The organism is Thiothrix nivea DSM 5205 (assembly GCF_000260135.1).
Lineage (GTDB): Bacteria > Pseudomonadota > Gammaproteobacteria > Thiotrichales > Thiotrichaceae > Thiothrix > Thiothrix nivea.
On record NZ_JH651381.1, the window covers coordinates 23,594 to 40,927 of the forward strand.

Genomic DNA, 17,334 nt, shown 5'->3' on the forward strand with positions numbered 1-17,334 from the left:
CTGCTTTTTAGCACCCCCCAACACCTTGTAAACATACGCACTGCCATAGCCAAATTTCATCAGGACTGGCCAACTGGAAAGCAAGAGGCTTTTCACCTAACCGAATCAGGCAAGCCGACAGCCCGTAAAACGGTTTTGCCCATGTGCATAAGTTAAGACGTTATAAAGCAAACGTTTTTATTTTTATCGTTTCTATAAAGCAAACTATTTTTTTACTGACAGTTTTGGATTAGCTATAACCATCCCCATAGAATTAATTTTAAATATATGATTTTAAATGAATTTAATTTTTTTCTTGCTTGGTTGGTAATGGTTGGCACACCTCTTGCTATAGATTAATCATGAAGTAAAGCAAGCCGCTAAGTTCATAGTTTTCACAACCTTTAAATTTGTTATACCAGGAGTACTACCATGACTAATCTGACCATCAAAGACCTGACCGAAAGCACCACTTTGGATCAACACACCCTGTCCAGCGTCCGTGGCGGCCTGAATGCCGTGATCAGCAACTCACAGCAAGCCAACCAAAACGTTGCCGGTGGCTTTGGCCCTATCATGGCGATCAACAGCCCAGTATCTGCGCCATCCACCGTACTGACTGAAAACAACCCCATTACCCGGGTGGATCTGTCCAGCTTCAGCCTGATCGGTTCACACCAGAATACCATTTTCTCTGTATAACCCCTTAAACGCATTTCATTAGGAGCATTAACCATGAGCACATTGATTCTGAAAGACCTGGCCGAGAATGTTGAACTCGACGCAGCGGCAATGGCCAGCGTCCGTGGCGGCCTGAATGCCGTGATCAACAACTCACAGCAAGCCAACCAAAACGTTGTCGGCGGCTTTGGCCCAATCACCGCATTTAACAGCCCAGTATCAGCACCTTCCACCGTGCTGACAGAAGCCAACCCAGTGACCCGCGTGGACCTCAATACCTTTAACCTCGTTGGGTCAGCACAAAACTTCATCGGGGCATTTTAATGCCACCCCTTCAATGTCAGGCCGATGCCACCCGCATTGGCCTGCATTGTTTACCAAGGAGGTACTGCTACCATGTCCCATTTAATCATCCGTGACCTTGACGCTTCGGGGGAACTCGATATGCATGCCATGTCCCGTGTGTGTGGCGGCAACCGTGGTATGTGGGTATTTGGCTGGATCAACCCTTATTCCCGGCAGCGGGCAGCCACAGCCACCCAGCAATTTTTCAACCCGGTGTTTAATATCCAGGTAGCCAACCAGACCATTTCAGGCAATGGCCCAATTACGGCCATTAATGCACCTGTCGCAGCGCCATCCACCGTCTTGAACGAAAACCTGTCCATTAACAATATCAGTACCTACGTCACCAATATGTTGGACTCATCGCTAAATACAGCGGCTGTATAGCCAAAAACCCGTGATGCGCCCGGCATATTCCGCAGAACAAGAAAAAACCAAAAGCCGCAACCTATAAGGCCAGCACCTTTGGCATAAAAAAGGGAGGCTCCCCAAAGAAAACCTCCCCTTGCTAGGAAGCGTTGGGACACCAGCCAACCCCCTGCCGGCATCCCAAAAATGAAGGGCGCAAAACGCCCTTCATTTTGTATCTGTGCGGAAAGCCTTACTGCTTGGCAGTGTTGCTGTAGCCGTAACCGTTGCCAGCACCGTTACCATAGCCGTAGCCATTGCCAGCGCCGTACCAGTCGCCGTTGCCTTTACCGTTGGCAGCCATGTCGGTGTTCATGTCAGTGCGGCCTTTGCCTTTGAAAGTAACCGCGAATTCAACTTCACCGTCTGCGTCGCCTTTACCAGTACCCCAGCCATTAACATCACCCGCGCCGTTGCCGTAGCCAGTGCCATAAGCGTTGGAAGCGGCAGTACCGTTGCCTGCGCCGTTACCGGTAGCAGAACCGTTATCAAAGCCGTCGAAGAACTCAGCGGAGGCCGCGCCAGACAAAGCGATCAGGGCAGCGAAAGCGATAGCTTGCAGTTTCATAATGTGCATCTCCTAGCAAATTTGTATGTTGTCAAATATTAGAGAATTCTAATATTATAGTTTTCTAATGTAAAGGGCTTTTTTTGCCATCAGAGCACTTTGGGTCAATCTGCATAAAGGTACCAAACCCACCGCAGGATTTTGTGAACAGCTTTGATGTATCAGGCTAATCCAGCATTTACCCATCCTGAAATCCCCCCTGTTTCAGACCGCCGATTTCCGGGGAAGAATCCCAATAGAATCCCGGAGCTTTTCCTCCGCAAAATCATACTCCCCCAGCATGTTGATATGCGCCCATGTCATCGGTGAATGGGTGGCGACTGTTTGCAGCAGGTTTTCCCGGGCTTCCGGGTCAGTGAGTTTTTCCAGTTGCCGCTCCAGGTACAGGTAGTTTCAGCAGATGATGCTGTTCTTGATCAGCCGGTTGCAGCCTTCCGCAATTTCCTGTTCTTCCTTTTCAGCCTGTGTGTATTCATGTGGGTTGCCAACGGCCACCGCACGGGCAAAGCGGTTGGAGAGTTCCACCTTGTTGAGCTGTTTTTCAGTCGCCTGGCGGAGTTCAACGTCATTGACATAGCGCAGGATGAACAGGGATTTGATGATCTGGCCGAAGGCTTTCAGGGTCTGGTACAGCGCATGTTGGCGGGAATAGGAATTGAGCCGCCGGAAAATGTCGGACGCGGTATTTTCCTTGAGCTTGATGGTGGCGGCCAGGCGCAGCAGGTCATCCCAGTTCTCCCGGATCAAGGCGGCATGGATGGTTTTTTCCGGGCTGATCTTCCATTCCGGGTCTGCCCGGTTTTTGGGGCGGAAGATGTACAGCGTTTGCTTGCCAAGCCCCTTGATGCGCGGGGCAAACGAGAAACCCAGCAGGTGGGTCAGGCCAAAAATGACTTCGGTGTAGCCGTGCGTATCGGTGGAATGGATGTCGCTTTTCACCACATCATTGTGCATCAGCCCATCAATCACATACGCACTTTCCCGGTCAGAGGCACTGATCACCAGGGAGTGCCACAGGAAGTGGCGTTCATCCACGAAGGTGTAGGCGCTTACCCCCTGGCCTTGCCCAAAATATTTGAAGGAGGCTCATTATGTGTTTCGGGGTCTTGCCGAATGCCCCTTGAAATTGGCAACGACCTCCCCCAACTGATAACCATCCGATAAGCCAGAATAGGGAAGCCGGTGGGGAGTTTGATCAGCATAGCCAGCCTGACCAGTGATGAAGCCTGCTACCAGCAAGTCCGCGCGTTGCACTGGCCTGATGGGGTGGTGTGCCCGCATTGCGGTTCACGGGAAACCATCCGCCGGGGCAAAGATGACCGGCAGCCGGAACGGCAACGCTACCAGTGCAAAGGTTGCAACAAGCGTTTTGATGACCTGACGGGGACGGTGTTTGAGGGGCATCATCAGCCGCTGAAGGTATGGATATTATGCCTGTACCTGATGCCGCTGAACCTGTCCAACCAGCAAATCGCCCACGAACTGGGATTGAACAAAGACGATGTGCAGGCCATGACGGGCCAGTTACGGCAGGGTATTGAGAAAAAAAACACCGGTAAGCCTGTCTGGGAATGTTGAATTGGATGAAGTTTACGTCAAAGCTGGGCATAAGGGACACCCGGCAGCCGTTATGCGTGCAGGCCGCAAGGGGCGGTGCCGGGGGCTGAAAGGCGCACCGGGGCGCGGCACGCTGGAGAAAGACAAACCGCCCATCTTTGGCATGATCCAACGCTCTGGGGAGGTAGTGATCCGTATGTTGGCGAACGTCAAACAGGCCACGATCAAGCCCCTGATACTGGAAGCCGTGGCGGCTGGCACGCTGGTGTATACCGACGAGTACAGCATTTACAGCCAGTTGGAAGAGTGGGGTTACGATCATAAGACAGTCAACCACGGCGCGGGTGAATATGCCCGTGATGAGGATGGCGACGGTTTCCATGAAGTCCACGTCAACACCATGGAAGGTTTTGGCTCTATGTGAATCGTAGTGGGTAGATTATCCTAAGGGTATGAACAGCGACACACTATTTGGAATGGCCTTGGGGCTGACCTCACCTTGGCAGGTGGACAGCATCGACTTCAGCGGGACGGAAGGACGCCAGGAATTGCACATCCGTATCAGCTTCGCGCGTGGCAGCCGTTTTGCCGACCAAAGCGGGGAACCTTGCCCGGTGCATGACACGGTGGAGCGGCGTTGGCAGCACCTGAACTTCTTTGAGCATACCTGTTACCTGCATTGCCGTGTCCCGCGCATCCGCACCGGATCGGGTCAGGTTGAGACGGTTGCCGTCCCCTGGGCGCGTCCCGGAAGTGGCTTCACGCTGCTGTTTGAGGCGCTGGCCATGGCACTGATCGAACGGGAGATGCCGGTCAACCGGGTGGCGGAACTGATGCGGGTCAACCCGCAACGCATCTGGACGGTGTTCAACCACTGGGTTTGTGAAGGCCGCCAGCAGGATGACCCGTCCGGCATCACCCGGCTGGGGGTGGACGAGACCTCCACCCGCAAAGGGCACAACTACATCACCGTGGGGGTTGACCTGGATGCCCGCCGCGTCGCCCATGCCACCGAAGGCAAGGGCAAGGAAACGCTGTCCCAGATCCAGAAACACCTAGCCAGCCATGAGGTGAAACCGTCACAAATCACCGATGTCAGCATTGACCTGTCGCCTGCATTCATTGCCGGAGTAGGGAAGCCTTCCCGGATGCCGCCATCACCTTTGACCATTTCCACGTCACCCAGTTGCTGAACAAGGCCATGGACAAGGTGCGCAAGCTGGAGCGCAAGGAACATGCCGACCTCAAAGGCCACAAGTACACCTTCCTGAAAAACTACGATAACCTGTCAGAACAGCAGGAGCAGTCACTGGCAGCGTTCATCACCCTCTACCCCACGCTGGGTACTGCCCACCGTCTCAAGGTGCTGTTCAACGACCTGTGGACAATGCCCGACAGGAAAACGGCGGAAGCCTTCCTGCAACAATGGTGTGATGAGGTGGATTCTGCTGGCATCCCGGCCTTCCAGACGTTTGCCAACACCGTCCGGGCGCACTGGTCGGGGATCATCCGGTTCGTTGAATCACACATCTCCAACGGCATCCTCGAAGGCATCAACCACAAAATACAGTTGGCCAAACGGCGGGCGCGGGGGTTCCGCAATACCCACAACCTCATCAACATGGTTTACTTCCTGTGCGGCAAACTGGAGTTCAGTTACCCACGGTATTCCACATAGAGCCAAGGTTTTTGGTCGCTGCTACGTTCATGGTTACGCCCGCACCGGGGCATTTCCCAGGAAAAACTGCCGTGTTACCTCGCCTTCTTCGAGTGCCTGCACAACATCAGGAAACGCGGACAAGCTGCTCTACATTCCTTGTTGTCCCTGCTGATGGGCTAAGACCCTGAAACACATAATGAGCCTTGAAGGAACGGCTGGCGTGCAGGGATTCACCCCGCACCTCAAATTTCTGACCATCGCTGGCGGTATGGAGCTGGTCAGCATCGCGCCGGTATCGGTTGGGCAGTTCCATCCGGTCTATTGCCTTCAACACCCTGTCATTGGCGGCACGGACATTCTCCAGCGAGAAACGCCAGTTCACCGCATGTTCCAGCTCATTCTCTGTCATGCGTGAGGAAATCCGCGCCATTTTGCGGATGCCGATCCCATAGCCCAAGTCCATAATCCCTGCCAGTAACGCAGGCCGGGAAACGGTTTGCGTGATATGGGTTTGTTGCCAGTGCTCAAAAGCCTTGAGCGTGCCGCAATGCCGGTTAACCGTATCCAGCACCTGGGCCAGCGGCACATCATGCCGTTGCGGGAACCATTCCTGTAAGGGGTCAGTTTCACTGGCGTCCAGCGCCGGGGTCTTGATATGGAAAGTGCCATCAGACCGGAAGCTCAGGTGAGGGTTATCACTGGCGGCGGCATTGGTTTCCTGGTACTGCCGGAACAACGCTGCATCCAGTGTTTTGAGGACTGGCTCAGGATCAGCCAGTTCAATCAGCCCGGCACGTTCCAGCAGTTTCGGCTTATCCCGCTCCCAACGTTCCTTGTCGATCAGGTAGCTGTCCATCGGACGGTATTTGTAGGAGTGCCGGAGGTTGAGATGGCCGGATTTGATAGCTGCGGCCACCTGCTGGAACAGAAACACCTTGTACAGGGAGATTTTGAAGGTGCCACCCTCCCTGACCACGGCTTTCAGCTCATCAGCATCCAGGAAATCCGTTGGTGCTTTATCGGTGATGGCCCCGTCCTTGCTTTTGAAATACCCAATGGTTTCCATTAGCGGGCCGGTCTGGCCGACAGGTTCAAACGTCAGGGCTTTCAGGATCGGGCTAAGGCGGTTTTGCAGTTTCACTGAATGCTTTTCCAGAATGCCATGCCAGATTTCGGATTGCCCGGCCTGTTGCAACCCTTCCTTCAGTTGTTCAAAGGATTCGGTCTTGCCCTGCTCCAGCAAGGCTTTAATCCGGGTTACTTTCTCGGTATCAGACAGGAAAGCGTCGCCGGTTAAACCACGCAGTTCCCGGAGCAAGCCAAAGACAGAACTGTCCAGTTCATCAACGGCGGCCTTGATCTGCTGGTTCTGTGTTTTGCGTTGTTCAAGTAGGTGGTCTTTATGTTCGCGGGTGACCATGCTCTGGAAGGCTGCCATCACACTGAGGAATATATCCACCAGATTATCCTGGATGCGGAAGAACTGGTGGGCGATGAAAGCGGTGGCATGAATGTAACGGTCAGCTTCTGAGCGCTGTTGTAGCTGGAACATCCGTGACCTGATGACGTTACCGGCATAGTAATGGATGCCTGCATAGCCGAGGTTGAGGATGGATAAGATACTATCCAATTGCCGATAGAGTTCTGATAACGCCTCAAAATCGGCAACGGACGCTTTCACCCTTGAAGGTTTTGTGGACTGGGAGATCTTTTTGAGTAACGTCAGACGGTACTGGTTTTGGCCATCTGGGGCAGTAAACAGAGCGTCCAATAGTTGGCGTGCCTCATTACCCAAACGGTTCCCCATCAACGCAACCAGGTTGGATTTCTGTGTTTGCAAACCAGCCCTGATCAAGTCCGATAAGGTTCGTGTACGCGGCATTTGTATGTGCTTCTGAACAAGAAAATCGGCACAACGGTCAAAGATCAGTTTTGGTTTTAGGTAGGTCTCTGCCATGGTGGCGATTTCAGTGGCAAGAAGTGACTCGGCTTTGTTGTCAAAAGGACTGAAGCCATAAATTCCAGTATGGTCCTTTGGTGGCGTAGCCGGGTTGTTTCCGTGTAATCACTGGAATTGAATGCCCCGCCGTCCAGGCCAAGCTGGCGTGCTACTGCATCAACATCCCGTTGTACAAAATCTTGTGGCAGGAAAAACCGTTTTGTGGCCTTGAAATAACCGCAGAGCAGAAGAAAACCTATCTGGCTGCTGGGTGTACGCAAGGTTCTGGCAACCTCAAGCAGCGCACCGGGGAAACTGAAAAATTGCTTACGCTGCCTGTAGTCAAACAGTGGGGGCTTATCAAACGCTTCTTGTGCGCTAGCGGTGAGAATACACATCCGGGACATAGTGTTCTCCGTAACAGTTGTTCTCAAAACCTTCGTTTTAGGGATAGGTCATGCCACACCCCCAAAGGCCGGTGATTCCCGCTAAATCATAGCCGTTATCCTTGTCCCGAAACCTTTGTTCCTTTACATTCAAGGAAGCCCCATTAAAGGACAGATTGCCATGCTGATTGGTTATGCCAGAGTCTCGACCATAGACCAAGGTGATTTACCTCAAAGACATTACCCAAAAACAGGGCGAATCAGAATGTCCCATTTTGGTAAAGCAGCATTTCTTTCCAGCCTCGCCTCAACAGCCTCCATAGCTTTTTTGCTGAGGGTCACACCCTTCTCATAAACCTTGCGACTGAATTCGACCATGGGGTTGATGCCTTTCCAGGTCATGGTTTTTGCCCATTCCAGCAGGGTTTCGGCATCCTTGAGCTGGGTGCCGTTCCAGTGTTGTTCCAGAATCCCCCAGCAGCGTTCAATCGGGTTGTACTTGCTGTGGTAAGGCGGGTAGTACAGCAGGTGGACTGTCTTACCGGTATGGTTGGCGAATTCCACCATGCGCTTGAGGAATTGCGTCCTGATCCCGCTGCTTTCCGGGCCATTGTCCGCTTTGATCTGGATGCACTGGCAGAGGCGTCCTTGTCAGCAGAAGGCATCTGTTCCCATACCCGGCACAGGGAATCCACGATGAAGTCACTGGTTTTGCTGGAACTGCCGAAGGTCAGGTAAACCTGCCCACTGTCCTCATCCAGTACGCCAAAAGGGATGTATTTCTCTTTGCAGCCCATCTCATGGTCAGCGGCTTTATTGTCACCCCGTGTTTTCCCGCCCCGTGAGTAGTCACCGATGTTGACGGTCGCCTTGCAGTCCATGCTCAGGCGTTTGACCGCCCCATCGGCAAACTGCCCATCGTTGGCCTGGATATTGGCGAAGATGGCGTCGGTTTCTGGAATTTTTTTGCGGCTTGGCTTTCTCCACCTTGCGCAGGCGGTAGCCATTCCGGTTGAGTATCCGCGCCATGGTGCTGGGGCGGGCACTTGTCCACCGCTGAAACCCATGGCCTGTAACTGCCGGATGGCTTCCGCCGCCGTCAGGCGGGTGTAGGCGATGCTGCTGCGGAATGTCGGGTCTTGCTGGCTATGTGCTTCCGCCAGCGCCAGCAAGGCGGCTGCCGCTTCCGGCTGGGTTTCCTCCCAGCGCTTCTGGCCACAATACGCCGCCTGCGCACCCACGCAAACCATGCCGCTGCGCTGTTCCTCCAAACCCAACTGCACCCCCTCCCGACCCCAGCCAAAACACCTTTCAGTCTGGCGGGCGTTGCCTGCACAATATTTCCGGCTCATGTCCGCCTGGAACGCACGGCGGGTGCTGCCAGACATTTTCGAGGCCGCCAGTTTCAGGTCGGCTATCTGGGATTCACTCAGGATCGGGTTAGCTGTTTGGGGTTCGGGGGGCATGGGGATAGGGACTCCGCTTGTCGATAAGACAAGTGTAGCCATTGCGGGGGAATCTTTCAGGGAAATCCCCTTAAAGATGTTGCGCTTATCCGTTCCGGTTTTGTTGAGGCTGATTTTTGGTTGATCCGGCGCGGGTCACTGGAAACCATCGGGCAACCCACCAAAACCTATTCCCCTTATCATATCGGTGTCAGGGTTGAGCAAACCGGGCTTATACTGCCTGACTATTTGTTTTACGTGTTCATGCACTTGCACCAGTCCGGGCAGTGGCGGGTGTTGGCACATGGCACGTTGGAACTGGTGCATATCCGCACCGAAGACGTGCGCAATATTGCGCTAACAGCGTAATGGTGAGGGGCTAACGCCCCTCTCCCTTTTGAGGATCGGTAATGGAAATCAAGATACCCAGTATCCAGGAACAGCAGCGGTTTATCTTTGAACAGGGGACTAGGGAGGCAATCCGCCAGCTTGAGGAGAACCTAAACGCGCCCGTGGTGCAGGATTTGGGGATCGACGAAAGCCAGTACAGTAATGCACACCTGTTGTCAGAAGACCGCTGGGAAGCCCCACACCCGGATATTGTGTATGCCTACATTGAGCAGTTTAAACGCCATTCTGAGTACAAGAGTGATAAGGCGGTTGCCCAGTGGTTGGGGATGCGGGGCAATAATGCCGAGCGTAACTTGAGGGCATTCAAGACGGGGGAAAGCAAGCCGCCGTATGGGATTTGGCGGCGGTTGCTGGTGGCTACCGGGAGAGCGCCACAGGAGATTATTCCCGTGATTGCGTTCATGCGCTGAGGGTAGGCGGAGCAACTGACTTCTTATCAGTTGCTCCGAATTTGGTTAATTTTTAATCTTCATCATAAGTTCATACGGCAACAAGGGCTTAGGGCAGTTGCCCACAGGATTATTCACGGATTCTGGGGATAAACGTTGTAGGTGAAATGTAACGTAGCTATTGCTTGTTGGTGGGCTTTGCCTTGCTGCTTTTGGGGGTGTCAGGTGCTGCTGGGGTGAGGGTTGCCAGCAATGCCGCGTTCTGTACCCGCAGTGCTTCCAGTTCCCCGCGTAATCCCGCTGCATCCTCCCGGCTGGTGCTGGCGGCCTGTAGCACCTGTTCTTTTTCCGCTTGTGCCTTGTCGAGGCGTTCCCCTAGCTGTTGGATCTCGCGGGCATGGCGTTCTTGGTCTACCTGTTGCTGTTGGTGCAGGCTGGCAAGCTGGGTTTGTGCCTGGTCGAGTTGGGCTTGCAGGCGCACGGCTTCCGCCGTTTGGGTTTTCAGGGTATCGCTGGTGTGGCTGAGGTTAGTTTGCAGGGCTTGCACCTCGCTGGTGTGGCGTTCTTGCAGAGCTTGCGTTTCTTGGGTGTGCCGCTGGCGTTGCGCGGTGTTTTCGGCATGAGCATGTTGCAGTTCCGCTTTGAGGTCGTCGGCGCGTTTGGTGGTTTCTTCTGCCCGTGCTTCGGTGGTGGCAAGCTGGCGGCTCTTGCTGGCGTTTTCTTGCCGCAGGGTTTCAATGGTAGTGCTGGCAGCCTGTAGGTCTTGGGTAGCTTGCAGGTGCTGGGCTTGCAGAGTTTCCAGTTCAACGCTCAGTTGATCGGCTAGTTCAGTGGCTTCTTGTTGTGCGGTTTCAAGCTGGACGCGGGTAGCTTCCAGTGCTTCGCGTTCGCTGCTCAGGCGGGCGTTGGCCTTGTCCAGCGCCACTGCCCAGATTTCCGCGCCGATCTCGTCCAGGCGGCTGGTGATGGCTTCCGGGGCCGGTTCGCGCATGGGCGTAGTGGTGGCCTGTTGTTTGGCCTTCCATTCGTTCATGGCTTCGGAAATGGTGGTGAAGGAGCCACCGCCAAGGGCTTTACGCACGTTGGCAAGCGTGGGGGATTCGCCGGACTCAGCGAGCTGGTCGGCGGCGTGGAAGATTTGCTCTTTGGTGAGTGCCATCGGGGAAGCTCCTTTGTAGTATGTAATAAATTGTATGATACAACATGTTTTTACAATGGGCAATCAAGGCAGGATTGTAGCGTTTGGGTAGGGGCATGTTGGTCAATGAATAGCCTGATGTTAATGTCTGCCTCCCTACAACAAACACAAGGAACAAGAGCAAATGAATATCACGAATGCACTCGACAAAGCCTACGCTGACAAGTCCCTGAATGAACTGCTGGCATCACCTGTTGACGCGCTCAAGGGTGTATCAGAGGGGGATGCGGTTGCACTGAAACAGGCATTCAACATCACCACCATCGGCGACTTGGCGAACTGCAAGTATTTCCACTGGGCGCAGGCTATCCAGACGCTGGCAGCGACTGAGAAAGCGTAAGGCTGAAAAAAAGGCAACCCCTGGATGGGGTTGCCTATAAGGTCAGGTCTGGGGGATCGTCTACCCCACGAAACTTAGCCACCAACCGGGATGCCTTGCAACATTCCCCGACCGGCGGCCAGTTTGGCACCAGGGGTTAGGCTGCGTCACCTGCATCCGGGGCTGCTTCTGCTTCAGGTGCTGCCTCATCGGCGGTGGACTCAACGGCCTCTTCCGCTGATGCCTCCACTGCTTCTGTTGCCTCGTTGGCTTCTTCTGCTGCCGGTTCTTCCCCTGTTGCCGCTTCGGCGGTTTCCTCGGCTGGCGTTTCCTCCGCTGCTGCCTCTACCGGGGTTTCGGCTTCCTCTGCACCTGCTGCTTCCATTGCGGCAGTTTCTTCACTGGCTGGGGTTTCTGGCATGTCGTTCTCTTCCATAAGATCCTCTCTATACGCTTGGTGGGTGATGCGGGCGGGGTCTCGGCGCACTTCTTTGGCGGCTCCGGCAACCTGCTTCCGCCCGCTGGCTGGCAAGGTTGCCAGTGGAGTATAGGCGGAAAAAACAAGACAACAGGCCCGAAATTGTTAGAATCCGCAACGGGCGCAAGGCCGTACAAAATCCAGACAATAACCAGCCTGATAAGGAACAAAAATCATGCAGTTACCACGGCGCGGGAAAACCCGCCAGCCGCAGCTTGAGCCATTGGTTTGGTACTTTTCCACCCTGCGCTGGTTGCCGTTGTGGGTGTTCAGCATGGCGGGCGTTGCCGACTGTTTGGCGCAACTGCACAGCGGTGGGGAGATCCGCTGGCTGTTCCCGCTAGTCTGTACGGTGTGGGGGCTGTTGTTGTTCCGCTATGGTTGCCTGCTGGTGCGTTGCCAAACCAGCCGACCGGAACCCAAACAGAATAATGCAGCAAGGTAAACCGTTACAGGTGGCTGACCACATCGTTCAAGCCTTACCCTTACGCGGCTTTTTCGGCAGTTCCCCGCCTGCCAATGGCATGGGGATTTGGTCACTCTGGATGAATTCGATTTTAAGATGGGTAATCTTACGGCTGGTCTTGATCCGGGTGATGTCCATGTGGATGCTGGCTTTTTCCCGCAGTTCCCGTTCCGCAATCACCAGCACCTGACGGTTGAAGCTTTCCCATTTGTAACTGGGTGGGACACCCAGCATTTCCCGCAATTCCTCCACTGATGGGGTAAACCAGCCGACAAACAACCCGCCGGTTTCTTTCTTGTCCTTCGCCCATGACACCAGCAATTCATAAAACCGCCATGTATAGGAGCTGGAAAAATCCACCGCATTTTTCAGCGGGTAACTGGAAAACTTTTCCTTCAAACCCATCAGGTAAGGCACGACCAGCGGGTTGAAGACGCAGAGAATCCGGCCTTCATCTTCCATATAATCTGCCTTGCTCATCAGGGTGAACTCAATGCGGCCTTTCTTACCATTGAGGCGGTCGACAGTAATCACTGTCCGCATCAGCCCATGTATGGCGCTGGCAAGGTCACGGTAAGCAATTTTGTCAGATACCTGAAAAGCCTTGGCGTAATCCAGCGCTTTCAGCTCGATTTCCTGCACATTATCGTTGCGCATAGGATTAAGCTTGCTAATCATCGCTTCCATGCAGCGTTTCTCAACCAAGCCAAATCGGTAATAGGCACGGCTCAGCGCGTGTTGCTTGGTGACAGTGTTATCAAGCAGGTTATGCAACGGGTCAGCATCCGCCGCTATATTGCTGTTTTGGCTCTTCCGTTCCAGGTTCGCCTTGATACGCTCCATGGTTGCAAGCAAGCTGTTGTCCATACTATTCCATCCTTAAAACCATATAGTCAGGCTAGCATGTCCTTTTAGTAAAAACCATAAATAAATAAGTATGTCGTTTAACCATCAAAATATGGTTTTAACACCATCAAAACATGTCTTTTAACCATCAAAATATGTCTTTTAGGTCTGTAAGTATACTGATTTTAAAGGTAAATTTGACCTTAGAAACAAGAAGAAACAAGAAGAAACAAGAAGAAACAAGAAGAAACAAGAAGAAACAAGAAGAAACAAGAAAACAGCGCGTTTGCCTGTGGAAAAGAAGCCAGCCAGCGGGGGAGGTGGAACCCAGCAGGCTGGCCAACTGTGGTGCTTGCGGACTTTGGAGGAGTCATTTAAGACGCAAGCAGGCCAAGTATAACAGGCTTGACAAGTGGTTTTGGTTAACAATCGTTCAGCAACAATTCACCACGCCTGCCAGATGATGCAGTTTGCCACGACAATACAAGGAGGGTTGGGCATGGGCTTTTTGACTGTCAGCCAAGCGGCTGAAAACATTGCCGGGTTGGCACGCCAACGGCTGGGGAAACCGCCAAAAGGTGCGGCGGTGCAGGTAACGGACACATCCGGGACTGGCTTGGTCAGCGTGACGTGGCGCGACCAGGGCGGTTACCCGCTGTTTGCGGTCAACGTCGACCTGCAAGGGGTTCCTGCCACCCGCCAACAGTTACAGCAGGCATTGGACGCAACCCCGGCCAACCTCACTTGGCGGTGACGCATTTCAGGTTCAGGTTGGCCGGGTCAGGTGGCGGGCAGCGGATTTCAGCGCTGACGGAAAACACCCCGCCCTGCTCCGGCCTGAACGCGAACATTTGCGCATAGCGCTTGCTATGGGTACGGGCAGATTCCGCCCGCAAGGCCACCTCACCGCCGCCGGGCAGATGGTTGGACAGCAGCTCGGCAATTTCTTCCACCATTCGCGTCAGGGTGGCCTCATCCAGGCACCTGCGCTCAGGCATGGGCTGGCCCCCCCGGCGCGGATAATGGCTGGCCGCCGCCGGTGGCTTCCCTGGTAACGGGCACGCCGCCCGACAAGCGCAAGATGGCCCGGTAAATCAGTGCGTCCGCCAGATAGTTGTGGCTGTCCAGCAGGCGCTGGTGCGCCTCATGCAATAGCGTAAGGGCATCCTCAAGGTCTTGCTGCGTGGGTTGTCCTGCCATCCATGCCCTCCCGTGATGTGTTTGAATGTTGTTGTTATCAAGCAGATAAGGGTCAACATTAAAGCAGTTTCTGGGGGGTGTAAAGGGTGGCGTGGGTTGATTTTGCGCAATAACAGGAAGATGGCAGGCCACCATCCATGGGAGCCTGCCAGGGTACTGTTGTAGTAATGGCAACCGCCGCCAGCATAATCCTTTGCCGGGGTGGTTGCTGCGTTTACCGATAAAGGGCTGTCCTGGCTGGTGCGCCGGAGCCGTCAGGCAGGCAAGCGATGGAAAGTGGTCAGAAAGGTGCTTGCCTGTCCTCCTCCAGACCAGCTTACCCAGGGGATAGGCTCTCCCCCTGCTGCGCTTATTGTTGGTCATTCCTTGGTCTGGAAACCTGAATGTAGCCTGAACAGGGTGGAATGCAAGCGAATAGGTGTTAATCGGTTAAACATTACCCAATACTCCAGAAACCCTGCTTGCAGGCCGTGCAGCGGTAATGCAGCCGTCTGCTGGCCATGGACAGCAAGCATTGCCACCATGCCAGACACTGGCGGCGGCTCACAGCCCCACAATGGGGGCAGGTGGCGACGTTGGTCTTGATCATGCCACTTCCCCTTCTTGCAGCAGGCGTTCCAGCCCCCTCACCCGCTGGAGCAGCGCCAGATGCTCCCGGTTGGCTTCCGCCAGTTTGCGCTGGGTTTCCAGCAATGCCTGCAACAGCGCGATGGTTTGCGCCTGTTCACCGCTGGCCTGCTGTTTGATGGTCATGTTGTTCATGTTTGGTCTGTTCCCGCCAAGTATGGGTTGTCAGGTATCCAGCTCCCGCAAAAAGGGCATCTGTCACGCAGATGCCACTGGGGGGGCTTCCAGCGGTATGAGGGCGCATCCGCCGGGAAAGTGCCGGAGAAAATTTAAATTTATTAATTGATATAATTTTATTATAGCAAGCCGGAACTGGTCAATATTTAATCTTTCGCCTGTTGGCATAACTATCATCATTAACTGGTTAGCTTGTTTTTTATTCACTCCGGATTCAGGCGGTTAGCTTGATAATACGCCGCTTCCAAATCAAAGCCTTTATCTGGCAGGTGGCGGCGCATGGAGGGGAAGTGCCGCGCCTGGACTGCTGCCCGGTGGGAAACCGCCGGGGTTTTTTATGGTCGGCCTCGGACGGGAAGCACCAGGATCAGCCGCTGACCAGTGTCAACATGAGCAAGACAGCAGCCGCCACAGCCACGCTAATGGTTAGTTTGATGTCGTATGTCATGTTGCCCCCTTCTTGTTGCTTGTATTTGCCCCTGCCTGATCAAACCTGTTGGTGCGTATTGGTTGTTGGCTGGCAGGATGCCATATAATCATAAAATTAATTTATTATTTCAATATATTTATATTATTGAATGCATTTATGGTTAATGTTGGATAAGCCCGTGTCCCATCCGACGCCCTAAACCTGATGTTGACGCTTATTTTTTATTCATATAGTCTTGGTGAGTGACTGACATAAGCACTCACTCAGAGATTTTCCAGGCTCTTACGCCCATCATAAAAAAACAGGATTTTCCACTTAACTGATCATGGTTCGGCTCTGTTTTTGACAGGGTTTGAAAAAAGCACTGCCAAAGGTGCTTTTTTTTGCCAACGATGCCAACAGTAACCCTCATAGCAAGTTATCCCTTTACCATCATGGCTAGTCAAACTATATAACTAGTGGTGTGTTGCCGTGGCGTGGGAGTAGGTGTAGAGGGAGCGTGTTGTTAAGTTAACGGCATGGCTACGGCAATACACCATAATGTGTCCCAATATGGGTGTTTTTACCCAAACTGACAAACCGGACTATTCCAATAGTGGATTTATTCCTCAGCCTCCCCCCCTGCCCTTCAAACCCTGCTTCACGCTGGTGGCGCATTGCCACAATGGTGACGGTATCCGCTGCAATGTCCACCCGGTACAGCACCACATAGCCGTCCTGCCCAAAGCTGATGACCAGCTCCCGGAACTCAGCCGGTAAATACTCTTCCGGGCAAGGCCGCCCCACCAGTGGAAAGGTGGCGAGCTGGTCAATGGCGCTGGTGATGCGTTCCGCTGCCCGTTGCGCCGCCCGTGGGTTCTTTTCCGCGATGAATTCCCGTAGCCGGATCAGATCGTTCCAGGCGCGGCGGGTAACGTTTATTTGTGGCACTGTGGGGCTTCCTTCTCGTTGTCGGTTCCCCATGTGCTGATCCAGCTTTTTGCCTCGGCCCAGGTGACGTGTAAACCGTCTTGCTGGTAGTCCTCCCATGAAGCCAACGCATCCGCGTAGAAGGCCGCCTTGCGCTCTTCCTGTTCAATGTAACGGTTGATTGCTTCCACCATCAGCCAGTGAGGTGTACGCCGCTTGTTATCGGCCAGACGCCGCAGGCGGGTACTCATGTCATCGCTTAACTTTACGGATGTGGTCGCCATCGTGTTTGCTCCAGTGTTTAAAGGTAACACCTAGTAATAACTCTTAGTTGAGCATAGCGCAGGTGAGAGAAACGCCGCAATAACAGCACATCGCTGGAGCTTGCCGATGTTTCTGGATTCCTCCCAACAACGGCAGGAGTTTGAAGCCCAAAGGAACGAAAACCTACGCTAATCCAGTTCCGCTGGACTTCAAACTCTTGCTACGCTCAAGCCCATGAACATCAACCCACCTACCCCAACTGACACCACCACTTTCAATGACGTGGTGCAGCTCATCCAGTCTGCCCGCCAGCAGGCATACAAGACCGCCAATACTACCCTGCTCCACCTGTACTGGCAGATTGGGGAAATCATCAGCCAGAAGCTGGCCAGCGCCGAATGGGGTGATGCGGTAGTGGAGCAGCTCGCCCAGCACATTGCCAGAATCCAGCCAGGCATACGCGGCTTTACCCGCCGCAACCTGTTCAGGATGCGCCAGTTCTATGAAACCTACCGGGATGATGACAAAGCCAGGGCGCTGGCGCTGCAACTGCCGTGGACACATAACCTGATCGTCATGGGGCAAGCCAAGCGCGAGGAGGAACGGGAGTTTTACCTGACCCTTGCCATTCGTGAGCAGTGGAGCAAGCGCG

General features: G+C 53.8%; 22 protein-coding genes and 6 pseudogenes. 13 read left to right on the forward strand and 15 right to left on the reverse strand.

Features of this window, described 5'->3' with window-relative positions:
• The first annotated feature begins 411 nt into the window (after positions 1-411).
• The 3 genes from THINI_RS00170 to THINI_RS00180 all read left to right on the forward strand — a co-directional run bounded on the left by THINI_RS00170 (position 412) and on the right by THINI_RS00180 (position 1,392).
• Positions 412-681, forward strand: coding sequence for a hypothetical protein (locus THINI_RS00170; protein ID WP_002706514.1), 270 nt, complete (start codon positions 412-414; stop codon positions 679-681).
• Positions 682-714: 33 nt separating this feature from the next.
• Positions 715-984, forward strand: coding sequence for a hypothetical protein (locus THINI_RS00175; RefSeq protein WP_002706515.1), 270 nt, complete (start codon positions 715-717; stop codon positions 982-984).
• A 72-nt stretch (positions 985-1,056) separates the two neighbouring features.
• Complete coding sequence (locus THINI_RS00180; RefSeq protein WP_002706516.1) at positions 1,057-1,392, forward strand: hypothetical protein; 336 nt, start codon at positions 1,057-1,059, stop codon at positions 1,390-1,392.
• Positions 1,393-1,606: 214 nt separating this feature from the next.
• Here THINI_RS00180 and THINI_RS00185 read toward each other — a convergent pair whose 3' ends face one another.
• Both THINI_RS00185 and THINI_RS00190 read right to left on the reverse strand, forming a co-directional pair.
• Positions 1,607-1,981: a hypothetical protein gene (locus THINI_RS00185; protein ID WP_002706517.1), complete on the reverse strand. Its 375-nt coding sequence runs from the start codon at positions 1,979-1,981 to the stop codon at positions 1,607-1,609.
• Positions 1,982-2,374: 393 nt separating this feature from the next.
• Positions 2,375-3,052 (reverse strand): annotated as a pseudogene (locus tag THINI_RS00190) (Tn3 family transposase); the annotation flags it as partial.
• 111 nt (positions 3,053-3,163) lie between these two features.
• Between THINI_RS00190 and THINI_RS27100 the strand changes: the two are divergent.
• The 3 pseudogenes from THINI_RS27100 to THINI_RS27105 all read left to right on the forward strand — a co-directional run.
• A pseudogene (locus tag THINI_RS27100) lies at positions 3,164-3,959 on the forward strand (IS1595 family transposase); the annotation flags it as partial.
• A 31-nt stretch (positions 3,960-3,990) separates the two neighbouring features.
• Positions 3,991-5,216: pseudogene (locus THINI_RS00205) on the forward strand (ISL3 family transposase).
• A 3-nt stretch (positions 5,217-5,219) separates the two neighbouring features.
• Positions 5,220-5,378, forward strand: a pseudogene (locus tag THINI_RS27105) (IS1595 family transposase); the annotation flags it as partial.
• Here THINI_RS27105 and THINI_RS00210 read toward each other — a convergent pair.
• The 4 genes and pseudogenes from THINI_RS00210 to THINI_RS26935 all read right to left on the reverse strand — a co-directional run.
• Positions 5,323-6,828 (reverse strand): Tn3 family transposase, encoded by a 1,506-nt coding sequence (locus tag THINI_RS00210; protein ID WP_169314568.1) that lies wholly within the window; start codon positions 6,826-6,828, stop codon positions 5,323-5,325. The pseudogene THINI_RS27105 and the gene THINI_RS00210 sit on opposite strands and share 56 nt — an antisense overlap.
• Positions 6,829-7,104: 276 nt before the next feature.
• A pseudogene (locus THINI_RS00215) lies at positions 7,105-7,544 on the reverse strand (DUF4158 domain-containing protein); the annotation flags it as partial.
• A 219-nt stretch (positions 7,545-7,763) separates the two neighbouring features.
• Complete coding sequence (locus tag THINI_RS26930) at positions 7,764-8,153, reverse strand: ISAzo13-like element transposase-related protein (protein WP_342610105.1); 390 nt, start codon at positions 8,151-8,153, stop codon at positions 7,764-7,766.
• Between the two features lie 80 nt (positions 8,154-8,233).
• A pseudogene (locus THINI_RS26935) lies at positions 8,234-9,031 on the reverse strand (ISAzo13-like element transposase-related protein); the annotation flags it as partial.
• Positions 9,032-9,109: 78 nt separating this feature from the next.
• On the opposite strand from THINI_RS26935, the gene THINI_RS00235 reads away from it, so the two are divergent.
• Entirely contained in the window at positions 9,110-9,337 is a 228-nt protein-coding gene (locus THINI_RS00235) for a hypothetical protein (protein ID WP_245536556.1), read from the forward strand.
• Positions 9,338-9,378: 41 nt separating this feature from the next.
• Positions 9,379-9,789 (forward strand): hypothetical protein, encoded by a 411-nt coding sequence (locus THINI_RS00240; RefSeq protein ID WP_002706519.1) that lies wholly within the window; start codon positions 9,379-9,381, stop codon positions 9,787-9,789.
• 157 nt (positions 9,790-9,946) lie between these two features.
• On the opposite strand, the gene THINI_RS22970 is transcribed toward THINI_RS00240, so the two are convergent.
• A complete protein-coding gene (locus tag THINI_RS22970) occupies positions 9,947-10,927 on the reverse strand; it encodes a DNA-binding protein (protein WP_002706521.1) in 981 nt (326 codons plus the stop codon).
• A 163-nt stretch (positions 10,928-11,090) separates the two neighbouring features.
• Between THINI_RS22970 and THINI_RS00250 the strand changes: the two genes are divergently transcribed.
• Positions 11,091-11,306 (forward strand): hypothetical protein, encoded by a 216-nt coding sequence (locus THINI_RS00250; RefSeq protein ID WP_002706523.1) that lies wholly within the window; start codon positions 11,091-11,093, stop codon positions 11,304-11,306.
• A 136-nt stretch (positions 11,307-11,442) separates the two neighbouring features.
• Here the strand turns inward: THINI_RS00250 and THINI_RS00255 are convergent, their stop codons facing one another.
• Positions 11,443-11,706, reverse strand: a complete 264-nt coding sequence (locus THINI_RS00255; RefSeq protein WP_154724300.1) for a hypothetical protein — start codon at positions 11,704-11,706, stop codon at positions 11,443-11,445.
• A 232-nt stretch (positions 11,707-11,938) separates the two neighbouring features.
• Here THINI_RS00255 and THINI_RS00260 point away from each other — a divergent pair, with 232 nt between their 5' ends.
• Positions 11,939-12,208: a hypothetical protein gene (locus tag THINI_RS00260; protein ID WP_002706527.1), complete on the forward strand. Its 270-nt coding sequence runs from the start codon at positions 11,939-11,941 to the stop codon at positions 12,206-12,208.
• A gap of 27 nt (positions 12,209-12,235) precedes the next feature.
• On the opposite strand, the gene THINI_RS00265 is transcribed toward THINI_RS00260, so the two are convergent.
• Positions 12,236-13,096: a replication initiation protein gene (locus THINI_RS00265; protein WP_002706529.1), complete on the reverse strand. Its 861-nt coding sequence runs from the start codon at positions 13,094-13,096 to the stop codon at positions 12,236-12,238.
• 113 nt (positions 13,097-13,209) lie between these two features.
• On the opposite strand from THINI_RS00265, the gene THINI_RS24800 reads away from it, so the two are divergent.
• Both THINI_RS24800 and THINI_RS00270 read left to right on the forward strand, forming a co-directional pair.
• Complete coding sequence (locus THINI_RS24800) at positions 13,210-13,539, forward strand: hypothetical protein (RefSeq protein WP_154724301.1); 330 nt, start codon at positions 13,210-13,212, stop codon at positions 13,537-13,539.
• A gap of 35 nt (positions 13,540-13,574) precedes the next feature.
• Positions 13,575-13,829: a hypothetical protein gene (locus THINI_RS00270; protein ID WP_002706530.1), complete on the forward strand. Its 255-nt coding sequence runs from the start codon at positions 13,575-13,577 to the stop codon at positions 13,827-13,829.
• Here the strand turns inward: THINI_RS00270 and THINI_RS00275 are convergent.
• The 6 genes from THINI_RS00275 to THINI_RS00295 all read right to left on the reverse strand — a co-directional run bounded on the left by THINI_RS00275 (position 13,816) and on the right by THINI_RS00295 (position 16,702).
• Positions 13,816-14,073 (reverse strand): hypothetical protein, encoded by a 258-nt coding sequence (locus tag THINI_RS00275; protein WP_002706532.1) that lies wholly within the window; start codon positions 14,071-14,073, stop codon positions 13,816-13,818. The genes THINI_RS00270 and THINI_RS00275 overlap by 14 nt on opposite strands.
• Positions 14,066-14,275, reverse strand: a complete 210-nt coding sequence (locus tag THINI_RS00280; protein WP_002706534.1) for a hypothetical protein — start codon at positions 14,273-14,275, stop codon at positions 14,066-14,068. The genes THINI_RS00275 and THINI_RS00280 overlap by 8 nt, the downstream gene beginning before the upstream one ends.
• Before the next feature lie 436 nt (positions 14,276-14,711).
• Complete coding sequence (locus THINI_RS24805; protein ID WP_002706536.1) at positions 14,712-14,864, reverse strand: hypothetical protein; 153 nt, start codon at positions 14,862-14,864, stop codon at positions 14,712-14,714.
• On the reverse strand, positions 14,861-15,037 hold the full coding sequence (locus THINI_RS24810) for a hypothetical protein (protein WP_002706538.1): 177 nt from the start codon (positions 15,035-15,037) through the stop codon (positions 14,861-14,863). Before THINI_RS24810 ends, THINI_RS24805 begins: the two co-directional genes overlap by 4 nt.
• A gap of 994 nt (positions 15,038-16,031) precedes the next feature.
• Positions 16,032-16,439, reverse strand: coding sequence for a type II toxin-antitoxin system RelE/ParE family toxin (locus THINI_RS00290; protein ID WP_002706540.1), 408 nt, complete (start codon positions 16,437-16,439; stop codon positions 16,032-16,034).
• Positions 16,427-16,702, reverse strand: a complete 276-nt coding sequence (locus THINI_RS00295; RefSeq protein ID WP_002706542.1) for a CopG family ribbon-helix-helix protein — start codon at positions 16,700-16,702, stop codon at positions 16,427-16,429. Before THINI_RS00295 ends, THINI_RS00290 begins: the two co-directional genes overlap by 13 nt.
• A gap of 214 nt (positions 16,703-16,916) precedes the next feature.
• On the opposite strand from THINI_RS00295, the gene THINI_RS00300 reads away from it, so the two are divergent.
• Positions 16,917-17,334 (forward strand): DUF1016 N-terminal domain-containing protein (locus THINI_RS00300; protein WP_002706544.1); only part of this gene is annotated, 418 nt, incomplete at its 3' end.